The sequence below is a fragment of the Streptomyces sp. NPDC047869 genome, assembly GCF_040704065.1.
Classification (GTDB): Bacteria; Actinomycetota; Actinomycetes; order Streptomycetales; family Streptomycetaceae; genus Streptomyces.
In genome coordinates this window covers 170418-190138 of sequence record NZ_JBEYRK010000012.1, presented here as the reverse complement: position 1 = coordinate 190138, position 19721 = coordinate 170418, and the positions used below count along the sequence as shown (strand labels likewise).

Genomic DNA, 19721 nt, shown 5'->3' with positions numbered 1-19721 from the left:
CGGTCCCGGCAGGGCGGTGGCCGGGGACAGGCGGGCGTACGGTGTTCTCGACAGACCGGCGGCCTGGGGCGACACTTGTGCGGCCCCCCGGCCGAGGTGCCGAGGTGACAGCCCTTAGAGGCCTAGAGGAAGGTGTCCGCGTGCCCCGCCGCCAAATCGGGTTCTGGTACCGCTTCGCCGCGGTCCTCTGCAAACCGCCACTGGTGGTCCTGATCAAGCGGGACTGGCGCGGAATGGAGCACATTCCGGCCGAGGGCGGATTTATCACCGCGGTGAACCACAATTCACATGTGGACCCCTTCGCGTACGCGCACTATCAGTACAACACCGGACGGGTTCCGCGATTCCTGGCGAAGAGCGGCCTTTTCAAGAAGGGATTCGTCGGCGCCGCCATGCGCGGCACCGGGCAGATCCCCGTCTACCGCGAGAGCACGGACGCGCTCAGCGCGTTCCGGGCCGCGATCGACGCCGTGGAGCGCGGCGAGTGCGTCGCCTTCTACCCCGAGGGCACCCTCACCCGCGACCCCGACGGCTGGCCCATGACCGCCAAGACCGGTGCCGCCCGCGTGGCCCTGCAGACCAAGTGCCCGGTGATCCCGGTCGCCCAGTGGGGCTGCAACGAACTGCTGCCGCCCTACGCCAAGAAGCCCCATCTCCTGCCGCGCAAGACGCACCAGGTCCTGGCCGGGCCGCCCGTGGACCTCTCCCGTTTCTACGACAGGGAGATGACCGCCGACGTGCTGCGGGAGGCCACGGAGGTCATCATGGCGGCCGTCACCCGCCAGCTCGAGGAGATCCGCGGCGAGAAGGCGCCCGACACCCCCTACGACCCGCGCCGCGAGCGGATCGAGCAGCGCCGCAGGACCGCCGCGCAGGCCGCGCGAGTGGGCGCAGGCGCCGACACGGCCGCCGGCGGCCCGCAGGCCACGGAGGCCGCCAGGGAAGTCTCGCGGACCGGCACCGAGGAGGAGAGCGGCAAGTGAGCAAGACCGTGCGCGCCGCCGTCATGGGCACCGGCTCGTGGGGCACCGCCTTCGGCATGGTTCTCGCCGACGCGGGCTGCGAGGTGACCCTGTGGGCCCGCCGTCCGGAGCTGGCCGAGGCGGTCAACTCCACCCGCACCAACCCCGACTACCTGCCCGGCGTCGAACTCCCGCGCAACCTCAGGGCCACCGCCGACGCCGCCGAGGCGCTGCGCGACGCGGACTTCACCGTCCTCGCCGTCCCCTCCCAGACGCTGCGCGCCAACCTCGCCGAGTGGACCCCGCTGCTCGCGCCGGGCACCGTGCTCGTCTCCCTGATGAAGGGCGTCGAGCTGGGCTCCACCATGCGGATGAGCGAGGTGATCGACGACGTCGCCAAGGTCGGCGCCGACCGCATCGCCGTCGTCACCGGACCCAACCTGGCCCGCGAGATCGCCGCCCGCATGCCCGCCGCGGCCGTCGTGGCCTGCACCGACGAGGCCGTCGCCCGGCGGCTCCAGGCGGCCTGCCACACGCCGTACTTCCGGCCGTACACCAACACCGACGTGATCGGCTGCGAACTCGGCGGCGCGGTCAAGAACGTGATCGGCCTCGCGGTCGGCATCGCCGACGGCATGGGCCTCGGCGACAACGCGAAGGGCTCGCTCATCACCCGCGGCCTCGCCGAGACCACCCGGCTCGGCATGGCGCTCGGCGCGGACCCGCTGACATTCTCCGGACTCGCGGGCCTCGGCGATCTGGTGGCCACCTGCTCGTCGCCGCTGTCCCGCAACCACACCTTCGGCACCAACCTCGGCAAGGGCATGACCCTCGAGCAGACCATCACGGTCACCAAGCAGACCGCCGAGGGCGTCAAGTCCTGCGAGTCGGTGGCGGATCTGGCCCGCCGGCACGGTGTCGAGATGCCCATCACGGAGACGGTCGTGGACATCGTGCACGAGGGCAAGCCGCCGGTCGTCGCCGTCAAGGAGCTGATGTCGCGCAGCGCCAAGCCCGAGCGGCGCTGAACCCCGCCCCACGCGGCGCCGGGCCACCGCCGGCGCGACGCTGAGCGACCGTCCGTGCGACGCTGAGCGACCGCGCCGGAGCGGCCGCTGACTTGGGGGATACCAACGGGTACTCTCAACCCGATATGAGCACCGAGAACCTCCCCCAGAGCCCTGACCAGCCGTCCCGCAAGCCGCGCGTGGCCGTCGTGTTCGGCGGGCGCAGCTCCGAGCACGGGATCTCCGTGGTCACCGCGGGCGCCGTCCTCAAGGCCATCGACCGGACGAAGTACGACGTCCTGCCGATCGGCATCACCGCGGACGGGCGTTGGGCGCTGACGGCCGACGAGCCGGACCGGATGGCCATCACCGACCGCCGCACCCCGAGCGTGGCGGAGCTGGCCGAGTCGCACGAGGGCGGCGTGGTGCTCCCCGTCGACCCCGCGAACCGCGAGGTCGTCTACAGCGAGCCCGGCTCGGTGCCCAAGGCCCTCGGCGAGGTCGACGTGGTCTTCCCGGTGCTGCACGGCCCGTACGGCGAGGACGGCACCCTCCAGGGCCTCCTGGAGCTGTCCGGAGTGCCGTATGTGGGCTCGGGCGTGCTCGCCTCGGCCGTCGGCCAGGACAAGGAGTACATGAAGCGGGTGTTCACCTCCTTCGGGCTCAAGGTCGGCCCGTACCTGGTGATCCGCCCCCGCGAGTGGGAGCGGAACGAGTCCGCGGCCCGCAAGCGGATCGTCGACTTCGCCGGCGAGCACGGCTGGCCGCTGTTCGTGAAGCCCGCGCGCGCGGGCTCCTCCATCGGCATCACCAAGGTCGACGACCTCTCAGGCCTGGACGAGGCGATCGCCGAGGCCCAGTCGCACGACCCGAAGATCCTGATCGAGGCCGCCGTCCGCGGCCGCGAGATCGAGTGCGGCGTCCTGGAGTTCGAGGACGGGCCGCGCGCCTCCGTGCCGGCCGAGATCCCGCCGCCGGACGCGCACGCCTACTACGACTTCGAGGCCAAGTACATCGACTCCACGCCCGGCATCGTCCCGGCCCCGCTCACCGACGAGGAGACCGCCGAGGTGCGGCGGCTCGCGGTCGAGGCGTTCGAGGCGGCCTCCTGCGAGGGCCTGGTCCGCGCCGACTTCTTCCTCGACGAGGACGGCGAGTTCGTGATCAACGAGATCAACACCATGCCCGGCTTCACGCCGATCTCGATGTACCCGAAGATGTGGCAGGCCACCGGGATCAGCTACCCGGAGCTGGTGGACCGGCTGGTGCAGGCGGCCCTGCGCCGCCCGACCGGACTGCGCTGACCCCGCGCGCTCACCGCATGGAGGCGATCCCCTTGGGGATCGCCTTCTTCACGGCGCCGGCCAGTTCCGTGAGCACCGAGGCGCCCTCGTCCTGCGCCGACATCCCCGCCGGCAGGCTCACCTGCGCATAGGCCACGCGGTTCGCCGTGGTGAACCGCCAGGTGCCGTCGCCGCTCTTCTCCATCAGCCAGTCGACGCCGTTCACCCCGCCCGCGACGGCGTCCGGGTCGCCGCCCTGAGCGACCTCGGGGTCGACCATCTTCGGCGGCCGTACGACACCGCAGCGCAGTATGATCGCCGGGCTTCCCCAGCCCGCCGTGTAGGCGGACCGGGGCTCGGGGTCGTGACGGCTCCGTCCGTCGAGCTTCCCGGGCAGTGCCCGGTGCAGGTCCCGGCAGACTTTTGCCGTCTTCGCGTCGGGGGTGGGAACCGCGACCGTGGCGCTGTCGTCTGCTGTGGAGCAGCCCGCGACCGCGATCAGCAGCGCGGGCGCGAGCAGGCCGAACGGCCGGGGACGGAAGAAGTTCACCGGCCAAGCGTAGACGGGGGCTACAGATGGACGACCGGGCAGGTCAGGGTGCGGGTGATGCCGTCCACTTGCTGGACCTTCGCGACCACCATGCGACCGAGTTCGTCGACGGTGTCGGACTGGGCGCGCACGATGACGTCGTACGGTCCCGTCACGTCCTCGGCCTGGATCACTCCAGGGATCTTGCCGATCGTCTCGGCGACGGTCGACGCCTTGCCGACCTCCGTCTGGATCAGGATGTACGCCTGTACCACGGAACCTCCAGGGCGGCCACGAGGATCATGTGGGGAAAAGGAACGCCACGGTATCGCGTCGCCGCTCCCCGCGGGGAGACCCGCGGGGGCCGGGCTTGCGCGCCAGGGGTGCAGGCACGACAGAAGTTGACGGTCATCTCGACGGTATCGGGGAGACTGATGACGCGCGACCGGGCACGCACAGGCACAGAAGGGGCTTGAGGCAATGAAGGGCACAGTGGGTGAGTTGGGTGAGTTCGGGCTCATCCGGGAGCTGACCTCCCGTCTCACCACGACCCCGGTGGTCCGGGTCGGCCCCGGTGACGACGCCGCGGTGGTCGCCGCGCCCGACCGCAGGGTGGTGGCGAGCACCGACATCCTGCTGGAGGGACGGCACTTCCGCCGCGACTGGTCCACGGCGTACGACGTCGGGCGCAAGGCCGCGGCGCAGAACCTGGCGGACATCGCCGCGATGGGCGCCGTACCCACCGCGCTGCTGCTCGGCCTGGTCGTCCCGGCCGAACTCCCGGTCACCTGGCCGACCGAGCTGATGGACGGACTGCGCGACGAGTGCCAGGTCGCGGGTGCCGCGGTGGTGGGCGGGGACGTCGTGCGCGGGGACACCATCATGGTGTCGATCACCGCACTCGGCGATCTGCGCAACCAGGAGCCGGTGACCCGCGCCGGCGCCCAGCCCGGCGACCTCGTGGCCGTCACGGGCTGGCTGGGCTGGTCCGCGGCCGGCTATGCGGTGCTCTCCCGCGGCTTCCGCTCGCCGCGCGCGTTCGTGGAGGCCCACCGGCGCCCCGAGCCGCCGTACCACGCGGGCCCGGCCGCCGCCGCGCTCGGCGCCACCGCGATGTGCGACGTCAGCGACGGTCTGATCGCCGACCTCGGCCACATCGCCGAGGCCAGCAAGGTGCGCATCGACATCCGGTCCGGCGCGATCGACATCCCGACCCAGATGAACGACATCGGGCAGGCCGTCGGCGTCGACCCGCTCCAGTGGGTACTGACCGGGGGAGAGGACCACGCGATCGTGGCCACGTTCCCGCCGGACGCCAAGCTCCCGGCCCGCTGGAAGGTGATCGGCGAGGTCCTCAACCCCTCGGCGCTGCCCCAGGTGACCGTCGACGGGGCCCCGTGGACCAGCAAGGGCGGCTGGGACCACTTCGGGGACATCGAGTCGTGATCCCCCGGGTGCTCACGGTCGCCGGGTCCGATTCGGGCGGCGGCGCGGGCGTGCAGGCCGACCTGAAGACGATGCTGGCGCTCGGTGTGCACGGGATGAGCGTGATCACGGCGGTGACCGCGCAGAACTCGCTGGGCGTGCAGGGCGCCTGGGAACTGCCGGTGGAGGCCGTACGGGCCCAGTACCGCAGCGTGGTCGACGACATCGGCGTGCAGGCCGTGAAGACCGGGATGCTCGCCTCGGCCGAACTGGTCGAGGCGGTCGCCGAGTTGATCTCCAGCACCGGCGTGCCGGCCGTGGTGGACCCGGTGGGCGTCTCCAAGCACGGCGATCCGCTGCTCGCCGCCTCCGCCCTGGACTCGGTCCGGGGCAGGCTGCTGCCGGTGGCGACCGTGGCCACGCCCAACCTCGACGAGGTGACCCAACTCACGGGGGTGCGGGTCGACTCCGAGGGCGATCTGCGGCGGGCCGCGGCGGCCGTGCTGGAGTACGGCCCGCGGTGGGTGCTGATCAAGGGCGGGCATCTGTCCGGCGACGCCGTGGACCTGCTCACGGACGGCTCGCGGGAGCACTGGCTGCGGGCCCCGCGCCACGACAACCGGCACACCCACGGCACCGGCTGCACGCTCGCCTCGGCCGTCGCGTCGGGTCTGGCGAAGGGCCTGACCGTGCCGGAGGCGGTGACCCGGGCCAAGGAGTACGTGACCGGGGCGATCGCCGCCGGGTTCCCGCTGGGCGCGGGGATCGGACCGGTGGACCACGGGTGGCGGTTCCGGTCACCGAAGTGATCTTGCCGCTACGGGAGATGATCCCGTACGGGGGTCGTCCCGCGCCTACGGGCATGTTTCCGGGCACGGCAAAAAGCCGGCCCACCCGGAGGTGGACCGGCTCAGTGCGGCGGACCGGACGGTGGCCGCGCGCTCAGCTATGCGTCAGCGCGAGACCTTGCCGGCCTTGATGCACGAGGTGCAGGCGTTCACGCGCTTCGGCGTCCCGCCGACCACGGTACGCACACGCTGGATGTTCGGGTTCCAGCGGCGGGACGTACGGCGGTGCGAGTGCGAGATGTTGTTGCCGAAGCCCGGCCCCTTGCCGCAGACGTCGCAGTTGGCAGCCACGGGTCACTCCAAAGACTTCAGATGCACTTACGGTTGATCCCGGCATGCCGGGATCGAGATCCTAGGATCCGAGACCTTGAGTGGCGTTGCCAGGGGGAATGGCCCGATCAGGATCGGGCAACCGGAGCAGCATACAACGACTGCGTCCGTACGGCGAAACTACCATGGCAGCTCAGGGGCCCGCTCCCGGCCCTCTTCCGGAGGCCACCGCTCCGGGGTCTACGCTGCGTCCACGTCCAAGCAGCTCAGGGAGGCGCAGGTGGCGCAGGTGCCGCAGACACTGGATGCTCTCGCGGTGCGCACCTGGTGCGGTCTGGCGTTGCGCGCGCTCGGGCGGGCGCGCGAGGAGATCGACGCGATCAACGTCTATCCCGTGGCCGACGGGGACACCGGGACCAATCTGTACCTGACCGTGGAGTCGGCCGCCACCGCCGTCGAGGCCGTGTTCGCCGGGTACGGGACCGGGGCCGAGGAGCCCTCCCTCGCGGACGCCGCGCGCGCGATGGCCCACGGAGCGCTCATCGGGGCCCGGGGCAACTCCGGCACGATCCTCGCCCAGCTTCTGCGGGGCATGGCCCAGGTGCTCGCCGGGGGCGAGGCGGGGGAGGCGTCCCACTGCGACGCCGCCGGACTGCGCCTGGCCCTGCGGAACGCCGCCGACTCCGCCCGCCGGGCCGTGGCCCACCCCGTCGAGGGCACCGTGCTCACCGTCGCCGCGGCCGCCGCGGCCGCCGCCGAGGGGGCGCAGGACGACTGCGGGGCGGTCGCCCGGGCCGCCTACGAGGGCGCCGGTCTGGCACTGGCCGAGACCCCGGGGCAGCTCGCCGTGCTGCGGCGGGCCGGAGTGGTCGACGCGGGCGGCCGGGGGCTGGTCACGGTTCTCGGCGCCCTGGTCGAGGCGTGCACGGGAGAGACGGTCAACGAGATCCCCAGGGCGCGGGAGACCGTCCGCGAGACCGCGGCCGCCGTCGCCGAGGCGCACGCGCGCGTCGCGGCCGTCTCCGACACCGAGACCTGCGCCGACGGCACCGACGACGACGGCCCCGCATACGAGGTGATCTACCTCCTGGAGGCCGGCGACGAGGCCGTGGCCCGGCTGCGCGCGCGGCTCGACACCCTCGGGGACTCCCTCGTCGTGGTCGGCGGCGACGGACTGTGGAACGTGCACGTGCACGTCGACGACGCGGGGGCCGCCGTGGAAGCCGGCGTCGAGGCGGGCCGGCCGTACCGGATCCGGATCACCCACTTCGGGGCCGACGACGTGCACACCGGCGGCGAGCGGCCGCCGCGCGAGCGCGCCCAGCGGGCGGTCGTCGCCGTCGTGCCCGGCGAGGGTCTGGCCGGGCTGTACACCGAGGCCGGCGCGACCACCGTGCTCGCCCGCCCAGGGGAGCCGCCCGCCAGCGGTGAGCTGGTGCAGGCCGTACGGCGTGCCCACGCGCGCGAGGTGGTGCTGCTGCCCAACGACGCCGAGCTGCGCCACACCGCCGCCGCGGCCGCCGAGCAGGCCCGCACCGAGGGCATCCGGGTCGCCCTGATCCCGACCCGCTCGGCGGTCCAGGGCATCGCCGCGCTCGCCGTGCACGAGCCCGGGCGCCGGTTCGACGAGGACGTCGTCCAGATGACCTCGGCGGCGGGCGCCACCCGGTACGCCGAGGTCCTCGTCGCCGAACGCCAGTCCTGGACGTCGGCCGGCATCTGCCAGGCCGGGGACGTGCTGGGCCTGATCGACGGCGATGTGGCGGTGATCGGGCCGGACCTCACCGCCACCGCCGAGACCCTCCTGGACCGCATGCTCCGGGCGGGCGGCGAACTGGTCACCCTCGTCGTCGGGGACGAGGCCCCCGAGTCCGTCGCCACCCACCTGGAGACCCACGTCCGCGAGTCCTACCTGGCGGTGGACACGCTCGTCTACCGAGGCGGCCGCCAGGGATCCCCGCTGCTCATCGGCGTGGAGTGACCGAGGTGCCGTGAGGCGCCCGCTCAGTGGTCCGGCAGAGCGCCGAGCAGCTCCTCGGCCTCGGCGCGGCGGGAGCGGGCCGTGTCGTCCGGGACGCCCGGGTCCGCGCAGGCCGCGAGGACACCGCGCGCGCGTGCCGCCGCCCGGGCCGGGCGGCCGAGGCCGGCCTCCAGCCGGCCCGCGGCGAGTTCGGCGCCGGTGCGGCCGTGCAGCCCCTCCGCGCCGAGCGTGCCGAACAGCTCGGCCGCGCGGTCCATCCGGGCCAGCGCCGCCTCGAAGGTCTCTGCGGTGTCCCCGTCCCCATCCCCCTCCCCGTCCTCGGCGCCCCCGGCCGACCGGGCCAGCAGATCACCGAACTGACGGTGCGTGTTCGCCAGTTCCGCCGTGAGCCGGTCCCGGACCGCCGGCTCCGCCGTCGCCAGGGCGTGCTCGCACTCGCGCACCGCCTCCTCCATCAGCTCCCGCGCCCCGTCCGCCGCTCCCTCGCCGCGCAACGCCAACCAGGCACGGGCACGCAACGAGCGCACCAGGAAGTACGGGTTGCCGAGCCCGCGCCACAGCTCGCCCGCGCGCGCGTAGGCACGGTCCGCGTCCTCGAGCAGCCCCGCGTCCCCCAGCGACTCCGCGGCGAGATGGGCGAGCGTGGCGTGGTCCTGCTGCTCGGGCCAGTGCCGGGCGATCTCGGCGGCCCGCAGCCGCCGTTCCGCCGCCGCCCGGTGCTCGCCCAGCTCGCTCAGGCAGTCCCCGAGCCACCACTGCGCCTGTACGACGGCCCCTTCGCCGTGCGTCTCGGCGGTCAGGTCGGGCAGCGCCGACTCCAGCACCTCGGCGGCCTCCGCGCACCGCCCCTCGCGCAGCAGGAATCCGCCGAGCTGGTGCCGTGCCCACGCGCCCAGCGTGCGGCTCTCGCCCGCCTCGTCGGCCCAGTGCGCGGCCTCCAGCGCGTGCTCCGCGGCCTCCCCGGCCCCGCCCCGGCCGCCGATCACCTCGGCGAGCTGGAGATGGAGCTGGGCCCGCCCGGCGGGCTCCACGTACGGGCCGCCGTGCTCCAGCGCCGACCGCAGCGCCCGCTCGGTCCCGGCCGGGTCACCGAGCCCGTGGGCCAGCCCGGCCGCCTCGACCTCGTGCTCCACCGCGAACCAGGGCAGACCGGCCGCCACGTACTCGGCGGCGGCCAGCCGGTGACCCTCGGCGGCCTGCTCCGCGTCCCCGGTGAGCGCGGCGAGACCGGCGAGCATCCCGCGCGCCTCGGCGGCCCGGGCGGCCAGCCGTACGTCTCCCTCCGCGCGTCCCCCTACGAGCGCCAGCACCTCCCGCACGGCATGTCCGGCCTCCGCGAGCGCCTCCGCCGGGTCGCCGCCCACGCCGCCGTCGCCGTCCCCGCCGTACTCGTGCAGCCGCCGCACGAGGATCCGCGCCCGGCTCATCAGCACCGCCGCCGTCTGCCGTACGCCGGTGCCCTCCGCGGCGTACAGGGCGAGCACCTCGTCGCGGAGCGCGGCGACCGCCGTCACCGCGGCGTCCGCCTCGCCCGCCAGTGCCCGCGCGTACGCGCCCCGCGCGCGTGCCGCCAGCGCCTCGCCGGGGTCTCCCGCCTCCGCGTACAGCGCGGCGGCCCGCTCGAACAAGGGGGCGCCCTCGGGGCCGCGTTCCATCGCCTGGTGGTCGGCGATCTCCGCCCGGTCGCGCGGCTCCAGCTCGGCCCCTTCGGCGGCCCGCGCGACCGCCGCCCACGCCTCCAGCGCGTGCGGCCGCAGCGTGTCCGACAGCCGGCGCGCCTCGGCCAGCAGATCGGCCAGCAGATCGGCCAGGCCGGCCTCGCCGGAAGCCGCGGCCGCCTCGGGCGCGGGCGGCGCGACCACCGGCGCCGGGTGGGAGCGCACCGCGCGCACACCCAGCGGCAGCCGCTCCACCAGCGGCTGCTGGGCCATCCGCGCGCGGACGCGGTCGCCGACGTACGACGTGCCGTTGCGCGCGTCGAACCGCGCCGCCAGTTCCAGTGCCTCCGCGCGCGCGTGGCCGGCCAGTTCCCCCGCGGTCCAGGTCCGCCCGGCCGGCCCCGGCACCCGCTGCCCGCCCAGGCCGAGAACGGTCAGCCGGTCCATCAGCAGGGCCACCACGGCCAGGAACTCCAGCCGGCTGCGCGGATGCCCGGGGTCCGTGAAGTACGCCGGCCGCTCGGCCAGCAGCTCCAGACCGCGCGCCTCGTTGCCGGTCAGCGCGCAGAACTCCACATGGTCGGCGTAGGCGCCGCGCATGCTCTCCATGGGACGCACCAGGCGGAAGCCGCGCAGATGGTGGGCGCGCGCCTCGTCCGTCCGGCCGAGGCGCAGCAGCGGCGCCAGCGAGGAGGCCAGCACGGTGTGCGGCTCGTGGGCGCAGCTGTACTCGCCCTCCAGCACCGGCCGCCACAGCCGCAGCGCCTCCGCGTCCTCCCCGCACTCGACCTGCCAGGTGCCCTGCCCGTGCAGCTCGCAGGCGTGGCAGTCGGCCATCCGGTCCCGGTCCGCGGCCAGCCAGGCGGCGTACGCCCGCCCGGCCCGGCCGAGGTCACCGATGTGCACGGCCACGCTGAACTCGGCGGCGCGCACGGCCCGTTCGGAGTGCCCGGCGAGCCGGTAGCGGTGCTCCATCTCACCGAGCCACTTCTCGACCGACGCCAGCGGGACGTGCGGCTGGTCCAGCATGCCCGCCGACATCCACTTGAAGACCCAGTGCAGGGAATGCGTCTCGTACTCGTCGAAGTCCTCGGGCCGTTCGTCCCACAGGCGCAGCAGCCGCGCGAACGGGACGAACATCTTGTCCTTCTCGGAGCTGTAGTTGTAGACCTTCAACTGGTGCCCGAGCGCCTCGATCACGGCGAGCGGGACGTTCAGCCGCTCGGCCTCGGCGAGCAGCTGCTCCGCGCGCGCGTTGCGGGCGGGCCCTTCCGGCCGCTCCGAGTTCTCCGCCATCGCCCGGCGCAGCGCGTCGAAGTCCGTGATCTCGCCCATCAGTGACCGTTCTCCCCGTGTGTGGCCCACTCCAGCAGGCCGATGAACGCCCGGTTGAGCAGCGCCGAGTCCGCCGGCCGGAGCGGGCGCTGCGCCATCAGCAGCGCCTGCCCGTACAGCGACTCGGTGGCGGTGCCGATCAGCTCCGGGTCCCGGACCGAGGCGATCCGCCGGATCAGCGGGTTGAGGTGGTTGAGTACCAGCCGCGCGCGCGGTGCGCTGCCGCGCAGCGAGCCCAGGATGCCCGCCCACAGGTCGTCGGCCCGCTCCTCGGCCTCGGCCCTGGCCTGTTCGTGCCGGGCGGCCCGGTCGTCCAGGTGCAGCGCGGGCACCGACAGCGGGTGGAACGCGCGCAGGACGACATCGCAGCCCAGCGGGTCGAGCTTCGCCCGCGCGGCCGCCAGGAATCCGGACAGCGCCAGCTCATCCGCCGGATCCAGCGCGTCCAGGTGCGCGGTCACCGTGTCCGCGTCCAGCTCGGCGACCACCGTGCCCGGCCGCACCGAGGGCAGCGCCTCCACCAGCTCGCTGTCGTACGTGTAACCGCCGTTGACCACCCCGACGCCCTGCGCGGAGGCGATCGGCGCGACCTGCCGGTACTCCTCGACCGTGCGCGTGAAGTGCACCACCGGGTGCCGCTGCGCGAACTCCTCCAGGGAGAGCTGACCGTCGGTGGTCTCGAACGGCAGCCACGGCAGCATCGTGCGCAGCATCTCGCCGTCGTGCCGGGCCAGGGACTTCGCGCCCAGGTGGTGCACGGCGAGGAACGCCGCCAGCCGCTCCGGGTCACCGGCCGCCAGCCCGGTCAGCCAGGACCTGATCCGCTCGCCCAGGGCCTCCCGCACGGCCGCCAGCGTCTCGTCCTCGTACAGCGCCTCGCGCGAGGCCGTGGGCCGCAGGCTGTCGGTGTCCAGCACGCAGCGCACGAAGAACGCCCAGTCCGGCAGGAGCTGTTCGGCCCGCTCGGTGAGCAGCATGCCCTTCAGGTGCACCCGGTGCGTGGCCCGCTGCGCCGGGCTGACCGCCGACGGCAGCACGTACGCCACCCCGCGGATCCCGGCGACCGGCACGTCCAGGCCGATCGAGTCCAGGGGCGTGAACCCGAACAGCTCGTGGCAGTGCCGGGCGAGCGCCACCCGCCGGGCGGCCGGAGAGGGGTAGGGGCGGTCCCAGGGCGCCGGCAGGTCGGTGACCGCCTCCTCGTCCACCCGGACGTCGTACGGCAGCAGTGAGCCGAAGTCCCGGGCCAGGGCGCGGACCCGCTCGGGCGCCAGCCACTGCGCCGCTCCGGCCCGGGCCACCAGGTGCACGGTGGTGCCCGGCTCGGGCCGCTCCGCGTCCGGCAGTGTGCGCACGCTGTACGAGCCGTCGTCGCGGGCCGTCCACTCCACCGGCGGGGCCCCGGGTGTGCGGGCGCTGCGGCTGACCACCCGGATCCGCTCGGCGACCACGAAACAGGCCAGCAGACCGATGCCGAACTGCCCGAGGAAGCCGGACCGGGCCTCCTGCACGCCGTCCGCACGCTTGGAGCTGCGGCCGATGGTCGCCAGCAGGCTGTGCACGTCCGACTCGGTGAGCCCGACGCCGGTGTCCTCCACCCGCAGCGTCCCGTCCGCCGCGTGCAGCCGCACCCGCGCCGGGGCGCCGGGGTCCTCGGCCCGCCGGGCCGTGATGGCGTCCACCGCGTTCTGCAGCAGCTCGCGCAGATAGACCTTGGGACTGGAGTAGAGGTGATGGGAGAGCAGGTCCACCAGACCGCGCAGGTCGACCTGGAACGTGTGGGGTGACTGGGGTGCCTGGGATGACTGTGAGGTCTGGGAGTCCATCGTCGCAGCGCCGGCGGGGGGAGCGTGCGTTCGGCGCGGGGTCGGGCGGTCCCGGATGGGGCGGTGACCGCGGGGGATGGCCGGAGCGCGCCATCCTAGAGCCGGAACTGCCCACCTGACCAGCGGTTTCCCGAACCGGTACGGCTCGCGGACCCGAAGCCGCCGGGCGGCCGCTACGGCTTTGTCGGTGCGGTGGTGTGCAATGGATCTCGTGCCCGCACTGGAAGAACCCCTGAAGCAGTCACTGAAGTCAGTGCTCGGCCCCGCCACCGCGAAGGTGATGGCCGAGCACCTCGGCCTGCACTCGGTCGGCGACCTCCTGCACCACTACCCGCGCAGATACGAGGAGCGCGGCCGGCTCACCCCGCTCGCCGAGCTGCCGATGGACGAGCACGTCACGGTGGTCGCGCAGGTCGCCGACGCCCGCCTGCACACCTTCGCCTCGTCCCGGGCCCCGCGCGGCAAGGGGCAGCGCCTCGAGGTGACGATCACCGACGGCAGCGGCAGGCTCCAGCTGGTCTTCTTCGGCAACGGCGTGCACAAGCCCCACAAGGAGCTGCTGCCGGGCACGCGCGCGATGTTCGCCGGCAAGGTCTCCGTCTTCAACCGCCGCCTCCAGCTCGCCCATCCGGCCTACGAACTGCTGCGCGGCGACAGCGAGGAGAGCGTCGAGACCTGGGCCGGCGCCCTGATCCCGCTCTACCCGGCCACCGCCAAACTGGAGTCCTGGAAGATCGGCAAGGCGGTCCAGACGGTGCTGCCCAGCGCCCAGGAAGCCGTCGACCCCCTGCCGCCCTCCCTCCAGGAGGGCCGCGGCCTGGTCCCCCTCCCCGAGGCCCTGCTCAAGATCCACCGCCCGCACACCCAGGCCGACATCGCCGACGCCCGGGCCCGGCTGAAGTGGGACGAGGCCTTCGTCCTCCAGGTCGCCCTCGCCCGCCGCCGCCACGCCGACGCCCAGCTCCCCGCGGTGGCCCGCCGGCCGAAGCCGGACGGTCTCCTGACGGCCTTCGACGACCGGCTGCCCTTCACCCTCACCGAGGGTCAGCAAAAGGTCTCCGAGGAGATCTTCCACGACCTCGCCACCGAGCACCCGATGCACCGCCTCCTCCAGGGCGAGGTCGGCTCAGGCAAGACCCTCGTCGCACTGCGCGCCATGCTCGCCGTGGTCGACGCGGGCGGCCAGGCCGCGATGCTCGCGCCCACCGAGGTCCTCGCCCAGCAGCACCACCGCTCGGTCACCGAGATGATGGGCGAGCTGGCCGAGGGGGGCATGCTGGGCGGGACCGAGCACGCCACCAAGGTGGTGCTGCTCACCGGCTCGATGGGCGCGGCCGCCCGCCGCCAGGCCCTGCTCGACCTGGTCACCGGCGAGGCCGGCCTGGTCATCGGCACCCACGCCCTGATCGAGGAGAAGGTCCAGTTCCACGACCTCGGCCTGGTGGTCGTGGACGAACAGCACCGCTTCGGCGTCGAGCAGCGCGACGCCCTGCGCGGCAAGGGCAAGCAGCCCCCGCACCTGCTGGTCATGACGGCCACCCCCATCCCGCGCACGGTCGCCATGACCGTCTTCGGCGACCTGGAGACCTCCGTCCTGGACCAGCTCCCGGCCGGCCGCTCGCCGATCGCCAGCCATGTCGTCCCCGCCGCCGACAAGCCGCACTTCCTCGCCCGCGCCTGGGAGCGGGTCCGCGAGGAGGTGGAGAACGGCCACCAGGCCTACGTCGTCTGCCCACGGATCGGCGACGAGGAGGACGCCGGCGGGAAGGGCGCGAAGAAGTCCGCCGAGGACGAGGCAGAGAAACGCCCGCCGCTCGCGGTGCTCGAGGTGGCCGACCAGCTCGCCCGCGGCCCGCTCCAGGGCCTGCGGGTCGAGGTGCTGCACGGCCGCATGCACCCGGACGACAAGGACGCCGTCATGCGCCGCTTCGCGGCCGGCGAGGCGGACGTCCTGGTCGCCACCACGGTCATCGAGGTCGGCGTCAACGTACCCAACGCCACCGCCATGGTGATCATGGACGCGGACCGCTTCGGCGTCTCCCAGCTCCACCAGCTCCGCGGCCGGGTGGGCCGCGGCTCGGCCCCCGGCCTCTGCCTCCTGGTCAGCGAGATGCCCGAGGCCAGCGCCGCCCGCCAGCGCCTGAACGCCGTCGCCTCCACCCTCGACGGCTTCGAGCTCTCCCGCATCGACCTGGAGCAGCGCCGCGAGGGCGACGTCCTCGGCCAGGCCCAGTCCGGCGCCCGCACCAGCCTGCGCGTCCTCGCGGTCATCGAGGACGAGGAACTCATCGCCGAGGCCAGACAGGAGGCCGCGGCGGTGGTGGCGGCCGACCCCGAGCTGGAGAGCCTTCCGGGCCTGCGGACCGCCCTGGACGCCCTGCTGGACGAGGAGCGGGAGCAGTACCTGGAGAAGGGCTGACGGGGACCGCCCGGAGGGGCACGGGGGCCGAACCCCGTACGCGGCTACCGCCGCGCGGGCGCGACCGGCCACAATGAGGCGTACACCCGCCCACGGAGAAGGACCCCACATGACCCGCGTGATCGCCGGCCGGGCCGGCGGACGGCGCCTGTCAGTACCGCCCGGCACCGGAACCCGCCCCACGTCCGACCGCGCCCGCGAGGGTCTCTTCTCCACCTGGCAGTCCCTGCTCGGCGGCCCCCTGGACGGCGAGCGGGTCCTCGACCTCTACGCCGGATCCGGTGCCGTGGGCCTGGAGGCACTCTCCCGGGGCGCCGGCCACACCCTCCTGGTCGAGGCGGACGCCCGCGCGGCGAGGACCGTCCGGGACAACGTGCGGAACCTGGGCCTGCCCGGCGCCGAGGTGAGAGCGGGCAAAGCGGAACAAGTGATCAGAACGGCACCCCCCGCCGCCCCTTACGAGCTGGCCTTCCTGGATCCCCCGTACGCCGTCACGGACGACGATCTCCGGGAGATTCTGATCACACTCCGCTCGGAGGGCTGGCTCGCCGAAGAAGCCCTCGTCACCGTGGAGCGCAGCACCAGAGGCGGCCCGTTCCACTGGCCGGACGGCTTCGAGGCGATCCGGTCCCGCCGCTACGGCGAGGGAACGTTTTGGTACGGTCGCGCCGCCTCTACGTGCGAAGACGCACGATGACCGGACCGGAGAGCGAGGGATCACCAGTGCGCCGCGCCGTCTGTCCCGGGTCGTTCGACCCGATCACCAACGGACACCTCGACATCATTGCCCGCGCCTCGCGTCTGTACGACGAGGTCTACGTGGCGGTGATGATCAATCAGTCCAAGAAGGGCCTGTTCGAGATCGAGGAGCGGATCGAGCTGATCCGCGAGGTCACCGCCGAGTACGGCAACGTCCGGGTCGAGGCCTTCCACGGCCTCCTCGTCGACTTCTGCAAGCAGCGCGACATCCCCGCCATCGTCAAGGGCCTGCGCGCGGTCAGCGACTTCGACTACGAGCTGCAGATGGCCCAGATGAACAACGGCCTCACCGGCGTCGAAACGCTGTTCGTGCCCACGAACCCCACTTACAGCTTCCTCTCCTCCTCGCTGGTCAAGGAGGTCGCGGCCTGGGGCGGTGACGTCTCCCACCTGGTGCCGGCCGCGGTTCTCGAGGCCCTGAACGGGCGTCTGCGCCAGGGCTGATGGGACTACAGTCGTCCCGTCCGTCTCCAACACAGCTGTAGAGAGTGGCGAGCACAGGTGGACGTCCAGAAGAAGCTCGACGAGATCGTCGCCGCGGTCACCGGCGCCCGGTCCATGCCGATGTCGGCCTCGTGCGTGGTCAACCGCGCCGAGCTGCTCGCGCTCCTCGACGAGGTGCGCCAGGCGCTGCCCGGCTCGCTCGCGCAGGCCCAGGAGCTGATCGGCGACCGTGAGCAGATGGTCGAGCAGGCCCGCGTCGAGGCCGGGCGGATCATCGAGAACGCCCACGCCGAGCGCGGCTCGCTGATCTCCGACACCGAGATCGCCCGCCGCTCCCAGGCCGAGGCCGACCGGATCCTCACCGAGGCCCGCGCCGAGGCCGAGGAGATCCGCGCCGAGGCCGACGACTACGTCGACTCCAAGCTCGCCAACTTCGAGGTCGTCCTCACCAAGACGCTCGGCTCGGTCGGCCGCGGCCGCGAGAAGCTGCTCGGCACCGGCCCAGGCCTGGACGAGAACGGCTACGAGGACGAGGACGCGCCGGAGCGCAGCCAGGACCCCGAGACCCTGCGCCACAACGCCGACGCCTACGTCGACGTCAAGCTCGGTGCCTTCGAGGCGGTCCTCGCCAAGACCCTGGAGGCCGTGGGCCGCGGCCGGCAGAAGCTGCACGGCCGGATCGCCACGGACGACCTCGGCGCCCTCGCCGACGACACCACGACCTTCCAGCACTCCAGCGACGCCGACTACCTCGCCGACCTCGCGGCCCTCGCCGACGCCCCGGCCGAGCGCCCCGCACCGGCCCAGCAGCCGTCGCGGCCCGTCCAGCCGCCGCAGCCGTCGTACGAGCCGCAGCCGGCCTACGGCTACCAGCAGCAGCCCGACCCGTACGGGGGCTTCCCGCGGCAGCCCGACTATGCGCAGCAGGACCAGTACGGCTACCAGCAGGCCGACCCCTACGCCTATCAGGGCGCCTACGCCCCCCAGCAGGCCGCGTACGACCCCCAGCAGGCCGCCTACGACCCGCAGCAGTCCCAGCAGGTGCACCAGTCGCACCAGCCCCACCAGGCGCAGGACCAGCAGGGGTACGCCCTCGACGAGACCAGCCTCTTCGACACCAGCATGATCAGCGCGGAGCAGTTGCGGGCGTACGAACAGGGGCGCGGCCTGTAGCCGTTGCCCCGGAGCCACCACCGGATTGGGCCCTGAGCGAAAGGTCCAGTATCCTGGCTCTTCGGTCGCGTGGACGTCCGCGATCACCGCTGCCCGGAACACCGACGGGCGGCGGCCCTCCGAGCTCGAAGATCGAAAGCAGGAATGGCACCCAACGCACGGCTGGACCACCGAAACCCCCTCGTGTTCGATACGCACGAGCTGGGTCGGCGTCCTGGCGCGCTGCAGCGCCTGACCCGCACGATCGACGCCCCCAGGGACCTCGGTCTGCAGGGAGTCATCGGAGTGCCGGAAGGCGCCCCGGTGGAGCTCGAACTCCGGCTCGAGTCGGTCATGGAAGGGGTGCTCGTCACAGGCACCGCCCGTGCACAGGCCGAGGGGGAGTGCGTAAGGTGTCTGGAGCCGGTCGGGCTGGAGCTCGAAGCGGACTTCCAGGAGCTGTTCTCGTACCCTGACGCCGACGACCGGGGCCGTGTGATCGCGGAACCGGGCGACGACGCCGAGGACGACGAGGACAGGTTCTACCTCGAGGACGGACTCTTCGACCTCGAACCTCTGCTGCGCGATGCGGTGGTGCTCGCACTGCCGATGCAGCCGGTGTGCCAGGACGACTGCCCGGGCCTGTGCTCCGAGTGTGGAGCGCGGCTCGCGGACGACCCGGACCACCACCACGACGCCGTCGACATTCGTTGGGCGGCATTGCAGGGACTCGCCGGCACCATGCAGGACGGCGAGAAGGACGAGATGAGCGGCGCCGAAGCGGGCGTCGACGAGAAGCAGGAGAAGTAGCCGTGGCTGTTCCGAAGCGGAAGATGTCGCGCAGCAACACGCGCCACCGCCGGTCGCAGTGGAAGGCTGCGGTCCCCACCCTGGTTGCGTGCGAGCGCTGCCACGAGCCCAAGCAGCAGCACATCGCGTGCCCGTCTTGCGGCACCTACAACAAGCGCCAGGTCCTCGAAGTCTGAGCGGGCTGGTGAGAGGCACTGTGTCCAGTCCCAAGAAGGCGGCGGAAAACCAGGCCTCGTCCCACACGCTTCTGGAAGGGCGGCTCGGCTACCAGCTCGAGTCCGCCCTTCTGGTGCGAGCGCTGACCCACCGTTCCTACGCGTACGAGAACGGCGGTCTGCCGACGAACGAGCGGCTGGAGTTCCTCGGGGACTCCGTCCTCGGTCTCGTCGTCACGGACACGCTGTACCGCACCCACCCCGACCTGCCCGAAGGCCAACTGGCCAAGCTGCGGGCCGCGGTGGTCAACTCACGTGCGCTGGCGGAAGTGGGCCGCGGTCTCGACCTGGGCTCCTTCATCCGGCTCGGCCGGGGTGAAGAGGGCACGGGCGGCCGGGACAAGGCGTCCATCCTCGCCGACACCCTTGAAGCGGTGATCGGCGCGGTCTATCTCGACCAGGGCCTCGACGCGGCCTCCGAACTGGTGCACCGCCTGTTCGACCCGCTGATCGAGAAGTCCTCGAATCTCGGTGCCGGCCTGGACTGGAAGACCAGTCTCCAGGAGCTGACCGCGACCGAAGGGCTCGGTGTCCCCGAGTACCTGGTCACGGAGACCGGCCCGGATCACGAGAAGACCTTCACTGCTGCCGCCCGCGTCGGAGGCGTCTCGTACGGCACCGGCACCGGCCGCAGCAAGAAGGAGGCGGAGCAGCAGGCCGCCGAGTCCGCCTGGCGGGCCATCCGGGCCGCCGCGGACGAGCGCGCCAAGGCGGCCAAGGAGGCCGTCCAGGACGACGACACGTCGTCCGCGCCCGCCTGACGAGAACAACACCGAGCGCCCGCCCCGCCGTTCACGC

General features: G+C 73.1%; 18 protein-coding genes. 13 read left to right on the top strand and 5 right to left on the bottom strand.

Annotation, left to right across the window (positions count from 1 at the left end; genetic code table 11):
• Positions 1–140: 140 nt before the first annotated feature.
• From AB0924_RS18230 to AB0924_RS18220, 3 genes are all read left to right on the top strand, one after another.
• The gene (locus AB0924_RS18230; protein ID WP_366911916.1) at positions 141–983 is read left to right on the top strand and encodes a lysophospholipid acyltransferase family protein; all 843 of its coding nucleotides are present in this window, start codon (positions 141–143) and stop codon (positions 981–983) included.
• Positions 980–1990 (top strand): NAD(P)H-dependent glycerol-3-phosphate dehydrogenase, encoded by a 1011-nt coding sequence (locus AB0924_RS18225; RefSeq protein ID WP_358936860.1) that lies wholly within the window; start codon positions 980–982, stop codon positions 1988–1990. The genes AB0924_RS18230 and AB0924_RS18225 overlap by 4 nt, the downstream gene beginning before the upstream one ends.
• Positions 1991–2115: 125 nt before the next feature.
• Positions 2116–3273 carry a D-alanine--D-alanine ligase family protein gene (locus AB0924_RS18220; protein ID WP_366911915.1) on the top strand — a complete coding sequence of 386 codons (1158 nt, stop codon included), beginning with the start codon at positions 2116–2118 and terminating at the stop codon, positions 3271–3273.
• 10 nt (positions 3274–3283) lie between these two features.
• Here AB0924_RS18220 and AB0924_RS18215 read toward each other — a convergent pair whose 3' ends face one another.
• Positions 3284–3802, bottom strand: a complete 519-nt coding sequence (locus tag AB0924_RS18215) for a DUF3515 domain-containing protein (protein ID WP_358936856.1) — start codon at positions 3800–3802, stop codon at positions 3284–3286.
• A 20-nt stretch (positions 3803–3822) separates the two neighbouring features.
• Complete coding sequence (locus AB0924_RS18210) at positions 3823–4056, bottom strand: Lrp/AsnC ligand binding domain-containing protein (RefSeq protein ID WP_143635949.1); 234 nt, start codon at positions 4054–4056, stop codon at positions 3823–3825.
• A gap of 205 nt (positions 4057–4261) precedes the next feature.
• On the opposite strand from AB0924_RS18210, the gene AB0924_RS18205 reads away from it, so the two are divergent.
• Together AB0924_RS18205 and thiD are read left to right on the top strand one after the other, a co-directional pair.
• Positions 4262–5227: a thiamine-phosphate kinase gene (locus AB0924_RS18205; RefSeq protein ID WP_199212156.1), complete on the top strand. Its 966-nt coding sequence runs from the start codon at positions 4262–4264 to the stop codon at positions 5225–5227.
• Complete coding sequence (thiD, locus tag AB0924_RS18200; RefSeq protein ID WP_366911913.1) at positions 5224–6015, top strand: bifunctional hydroxymethylpyrimidine kinase/phosphomethylpyrimidine kinase; 792 nt, start codon at positions 5224–5226, stop codon at positions 6013–6015. Before AB0924_RS18205 ends, thiD begins: the two co-directional genes overlap by 4 nt.
• Before the next feature lie 144 nt (positions 6016–6159).
• Here thiD and rpmB read toward each other — a convergent pair whose 3' ends face one another.
• Positions 6160–6345, bottom strand: coding sequence for a 50S ribosomal protein L28 (rpmB, locus tag AB0924_RS18195; protein WP_003993230.1), 186 nt, complete (start codon positions 6343–6345; stop codon positions 6160–6162).
• Positions 6346–6604: 259 nt separating this feature from the next.
• On the opposite strand from rpmB, the gene AB0924_RS18190 reads away from it, so the two are divergent.
• A complete protein-coding gene (locus tag AB0924_RS18190; protein ID WP_366911912.1) occupies positions 6605–8305 on the top strand; it encodes a DAK2 domain-containing protein in 1701 nt (566 codons plus the stop codon).
• A 23-nt stretch (positions 8306–8328) separates the two neighbouring features.
• Here the strand turns inward: AB0924_RS18190 and AB0924_RS18185 are convergent, their stop codons facing one another.
• Together AB0924_RS18185 and AB0924_RS18180 are read right to left on the bottom strand one after the other, a co-directional pair.
• Positions 8329–11298, bottom strand: a complete 2970-nt coding sequence (locus AB0924_RS18185) for a tetratricopeptide repeat protein (protein ID WP_366911911.1) — start codon at positions 11296–11298, stop codon at positions 8329–8331.
• The gene (locus AB0924_RS18180) at positions 11298–13124 is read right to left on the bottom strand and encodes an HSP90 family protein (RefSeq protein WP_366911910.1); all 1827 of its coding nucleotides are present in this window, start codon (positions 13122–13124) and stop codon (positions 11298–11300) included. The genes AB0924_RS18185 and AB0924_RS18180 overlap by 1 nt, the downstream gene beginning before the upstream one ends.
• Positions 13125–13326: 202 nt before the next feature.
• Between AB0924_RS18180 and recG the strand changes: the two genes are divergently transcribed.
• From recG to rnc, 7 genes are all read left to right on the top strand, one after another.
• Complete coding sequence (recG, locus tag AB0924_RS18175; protein WP_358936843.1) at positions 13327–15543, top strand: ATP-dependent DNA helicase RecG; 2217 nt, start codon at positions 13327–13329, stop codon at positions 15541–15543.
• Between the two features lie 109 nt (positions 15544–15652).
• Positions 15653–16240 carry a 16S rRNA (guanine(966)-N(2))-methyltransferase RsmD gene (gene rsmD, locus AB0924_RS18170; protein ID WP_358936841.1) on the top strand — a complete coding sequence of 196 codons (588 nt, stop codon included), beginning with the start codon at positions 15653–15655 and terminating at the stop codon, positions 16238–16240.
• A 26-nt stretch (positions 16241–16266) separates the two neighbouring features.
• A complete protein-coding gene (gene coaD, locus AB0924_RS18165; protein ID WP_358936898.1) occupies positions 16267–16746 on the top strand; it encodes a pantetheine-phosphate adenylyltransferase in 480 nt (159 codons plus the stop codon).
• A gap of 57 nt (positions 16747–16803) precedes the next feature.
• Entirely contained in the window at positions 16804–17919 is a 1116-nt protein-coding gene (locus tag AB0924_RS18160; protein ID WP_358936839.1) for a cell division initiation protein, read from the top strand.
• A gap of 144 nt (positions 17920–18063) precedes the next feature.
• Positions 18064–18708, top strand: a complete 645-nt coding sequence (locus tag AB0924_RS18155) for a YceD family protein (RefSeq protein WP_358936837.1) — start codon at positions 18064–18066, stop codon at positions 18706–18708.
• Positions 18709–18710: 2 nt separating this feature from the next.
• Positions 18711–18884, top strand: a complete 174-nt coding sequence (rpmF, locus tag AB0924_RS18150) for a 50S ribosomal protein L32 (RefSeq protein WP_003951102.1) — start codon at positions 18711–18713, stop codon at positions 18882–18884.
• 20 nt (positions 18885–18904) lie between these two features.
• Positions 18905–19684, top strand: coding sequence for a ribonuclease III (rnc, locus tag AB0924_RS18145; protein ID WP_358936835.1), 780 nt, complete (start codon positions 18905–18907; stop codon positions 19682–19684).
• Positions 19685–19721 lie beyond the last annotated feature (37 nt).

Bases quoted from the DNA above. Each gene is read 5' to 3' on its own strand.
- recG (WP_358936843.1), top strand. From the start codon at position 13,327: ATGGATCTCGTGCCCGCACTGGAAGAACCCCTGAAGCAGTCACTGAAG.
- rsmD (WP_358936841.1), top strand. From the start codon at position 15,653: ATGACCCGCGTGATCGCCGGCCGGGCCGGCGGACGGCGCCTGTCAGTA.
- AB0924_RS18185 (WP_366911911.1), bottom strand. From the start codon at position 11,298: ATGGGCGAGATCACGGACTTCGACGCGCTGCGCCGGGCGATGGCGGAG.
- AB0924_RS18155 (WP_358936837.1), top strand. From the start codon at position 18,064: ATGGCACCCAACGCACGGCTGGACCACCGAAACCCCCTCGTGTTCGAT.
- AB0924_RS18205 (WP_199212156.1), top strand. From the start codon at position 4,262: ATGAAGGGCACAGTGGGTGAGTTGGGTGAGTTCGGGCTCATCCGGGAG.
- AB0924_RS18220 (WP_366911915.1), top strand. From the start codon at position 2,116: ATGAGCACCGAGAACCTCCCCCAGAGCCCTGACCAGCCGTCCCGCAAG.
- AB0924_RS18180 (WP_366911910.1), bottom strand. From the start codon at position 13,124: ATGGACTCCCAGACCTCACAGTCATCCCAGGCACCCCAGTCACCCCAC.